Origin of the sequence: Chamaesiphon sp. OTE_75_metabat_556, assembly GCF_031378165.1 — a bacterium.
Classification (GTDB): Bacteria; Cyanobacteriota; Cyanobacteriia; order Cyanobacteriales; family Chamaesiphonaceae; genus Chamaesiphon.
The window spans coordinates 1-3,121 of the sequence record NZ_JANNDR010000160.1; the positions used below are offsets into that span (position 1 = coordinate 1).

The 3,121-nt window shown below is 48.3% G+C and carries 3 protein-coding genes and 1 pseudogene; all 4 read left to right on the plus strand.

The annotated features are described in order from the left end of the window. Positions 1-115 (plus strand): annotated as a pseudogene (locus tag RMO27_RS06685) (photosystem II q(b) protein); the annotation flags it as partial. A gap of 179 nt (positions 116-294) precedes the next feature. Beyond that, positions 295-1,548, plus strand: a complete 1,254-nt coding sequence (locus tag RMO27_RS06690) for a competence/damage-inducible protein A (RefSeq protein ID WP_309730847.1) — start codon at positions 295-297, stop codon at positions 1,546-1,548. 147 nt (positions 1,549-1,695) lie between these two features. Then, positions 1,696-2,406: a peptidylprolyl isomerase gene (locus tag RMO27_RS06695; RefSeq protein WP_309730850.1), complete on the plus strand. Its 711-nt coding sequence runs from the start codon at positions 1,696-1,698 to the stop codon at positions 2,404-2,406. 135 nt (positions 2,407-2,541) lie between these two features. Continuing rightward, positions 2,542-3,121 (plus strand): beta-ketoacyl synthase N-terminal-like domain-containing protein (locus RMO27_RS06700; protein WP_309730852.1); only part of this gene is annotated, 580 nt, incomplete at its 3' end.

Below are 3,121 nucleotides of genomic sequence, written 5' to 3' on the forward strand. Positions count from 1 at the left end.
CGCTAACTTGGGTATGGAAGTAATGCACGAGCGTAATGCTCACAACTTCCCGCTCGATCTAGCTGCTGGTGAAGCTACTCCTGTGGCTTTGACTGCTCCTGCTATCAACGGTTAATCATCGTCTGATTTCGAGCTAAAGAAACCCGATGACACTGAGTGTCATCGGGTTTCTTGCTGTGATGTAAGTTAAATTGGCTTGAGCTGTAAAGATCGGCACACAAAGACTCGATCGCTCTAGAAAATCAATCAAAATAGTTATTAAGAATCAAACCCTCCCAACTCCCAACTAAATTTATGGCTGCTGAAGTAATCTGTGTCGGTACCGAATTATTACTCGGTGATATTCTCAATAGTAATTCTCAGTATTTAGCCACAGAATTAGCTGCGTTGGGAGTATCGCACTTTTATCAGACGGTGGTGGGTGATAATCTCGATCGAGTCCATCAAGCGATCGAGATTGCTGCCAATCGATCGAGTATCTTGATTTTTACGGGCGGTTTGGGGCCGACACCGGACGATCTGACTACCGAAGCAATCGCGAGTTACTTTAGTACGCCACTTGTAGAACATCTTGAAGTCATCGCTGATATCCAAAATAAATTTGCTCAAAGTGGGCGGACAATGACGCCGAGTAACCGCAAACAGTCACTGCAACCCGCTGGAGCCGAGATCTTGCCCAATCCCACCGGAACAGCACCAGGGATGATTTGGCAGCCAAGGGCAGGGTTGACAATTTTTACGTTTCCGGGCGTGCCGCGAGAAATGCACCAGATGTGGCGGGATACAGCCGTTCCCTTTTTAAAAACCCAAGGTTATGGGCAAAATCCGATTTATAGTCGTAGTCTGCGCTTTTTTGGTATCCCCGAAGCAGCCTTGGCTGAAAAGGTAAATCATCTGTTTAGTTCTACCAATCCGACTGTCGCACCCTATGCGGGGAAAGGTGAAGTGCGATTGCGGATTTCGGCGCGGGCGGCCAATGAGACAGAGGCAAATGCCACGATCGAACCGATCGCTCAGGAAATCATGCAGATTGCGGGTGCATATTATTATGGTATCGATGAGGATACATTAGCTGGTGTCGTCGGCACATTATTAAAAGCAAAAGGGCAAACATTATCAGTGGCAGAATCCTGCACTGGTGGCGGTTTAGGTCGGATGCTTACAGATATTCCTGGTAGTTCTGAATACTTTATGGGTGGCGTGATTTCCTATGCCAATCGGGTGAAGGTCGAACTTTTGGGCGTCAATGCTGACGATCTAGCGGCAGCAGGTGCAGTCAGTGAGATCGTCGCGCGGCAGATGGCATTAGGCGTTAAATCTAAATTGGGGACGGATTGGGGCGTAAGTATTACCGGTGTCGCTGGCCCTGGGGGTGGCACGGAAACTAAGCCTGTCGGTTTGGTATATATCGGTATTGCCAGTCCCGATGGTAGTGTTGAAGGCATTAAATATCAATTAGGTAGTCAGCGCGAACGAGAGTTGATTCGCCAGATGTCTGCGTCTCAGGCTTTGAATTTGTTAAGGCAACGTTTAGGCTTTTGGCTTTAGGTTTTAGAGGTTAGAGTACGGTCAAACGAAAGTGTCCCACAGAAGAGACGAGATGGAACTCGATCGATTTGCATCAGTCCTAGTCAAGTAGGCCGCGATCGACTTAAACTAAGTTGACTAAAATATTTAATTTCCCCGAATCGACTAATGCACAAACCATTTCAACGCTTAATCGTAGTTAGTTTGCTCCTGGGTACCTTGATGTTAGGTGCTTGCGATCGACCCAAAACACAAGCCGATGGTGCTCCCAGCACGCCAGCATCAACTGACACTGCTGTGGCAGCAAGTCCGACTAACCAATTCCCAGGATTACCCAGGCTCAATGGCAAAGCAACGGTATTGATGACACTTAAGGGTGATAAACAGATTACGATCGAGTTAGATGGAACTAATGCCCCGATTACGGCGGGTAACTTTGTCGATTTAGTCCAAAAAGGATTTTATAATGGGCTGAATTTTCACCGAGTTGTGCGCCAACCCCAACCATTTGTCGTCCAGGGTGGCGACCCCAAAGGCAATGGTACTGGCGGTTATATTCCCGTTGGATCGACAGCAGAACGCCGGATTCCCCTCGAAATCAAGCCTAAAGGCGGATCGACTCCAACCTATAGTCAGGCGATTACCGATGTACCCGAACTCACTCACAAACGCGGGACGATCGCGATGGCTCGATCGCAGCCTACTGACTCGGCTTCTTCCCAGTTTTATTTCACCCTGGCGGATATCGCGTTCCTCGATGGTAACTATGCTGTCTTTGGCAAAATTACCAAAGGTTTAGAACTGATCGATACCATCCAACAGGGTGACAAAATTACGTCAGCGAAAGTAACTCAAGGCATTGAGAATCTGAAGAAATAGTCGATCTCTCAGTTTCAATCGGTAAAATATAGCTCCTGGCGCAAGATCGTGGGTAGGGGCAATTCATGAATTGCCCCTACCCACGATCTTGAATATGTGAAAATATCGATCTCACCAATATTTCTGGTGCGTAGGATGCAAATTGTAATTACGGGGATTGGGTTTCGATCGGCACTGGGCGATCTGAATAGTACCTGGCAAAGTTTGTTAGCGGGTGATTCGGCGATCGAATGTTTACAACCTTTTGTCGATCTAGCATCACTCCCGCTAGCTTTAATCGATCGAAAATCCCCGTCCACTCTCCATTGGCTCACCCAAAAGGTTGTGGCCGAAGCTGTCAAAGATGCTGGTTTGAGCCTACCATTACCTGATTGTGGGGTGACGATCGGTTCGAGCCGGAGTTATCAAGCCGAATGGGAAAAATTGACTGTCAATCCCAATTCTCAGGCAGATTTAACCAATTGGTTGGATCTATTACCCCAAAGTCCCGCGATCTCCGCCGCCAGAGATGTCGGCTCGCGATCTGCTGTATTAGCTCCGATGGCAGCTTGTGCGACGGGGATCTGGTCTTTTGCCCAAGCTGTGAATTTAATGCGTTCTGGCACCTGCGATCGAGTCATTGCTGGGGCAGTAGAAACGCCGATTACACCGCTGACGATCGCGGGTTTTACCCAAATGGGCGCGCTTGCAGCGACGGGCTGTTATCCATTCGATC

Bases quoted from the DNA above. Each gene is read 5' to 3' on its own strand.
- RMO27_RS06690 (WP_309730847.1), top strand. From the start codon at position 295: ATGGCTGCTGAAGTAATCTGTGTCGGTACCGAATTATTACTCGGTGAT.
- RMO27_RS06695 (WP_309730850.1), top strand. From the start codon at position 1,696: ATGCACAAACCATTTCAACGCTTAATCGTAGTTAGTTTGCTCCTGGGT.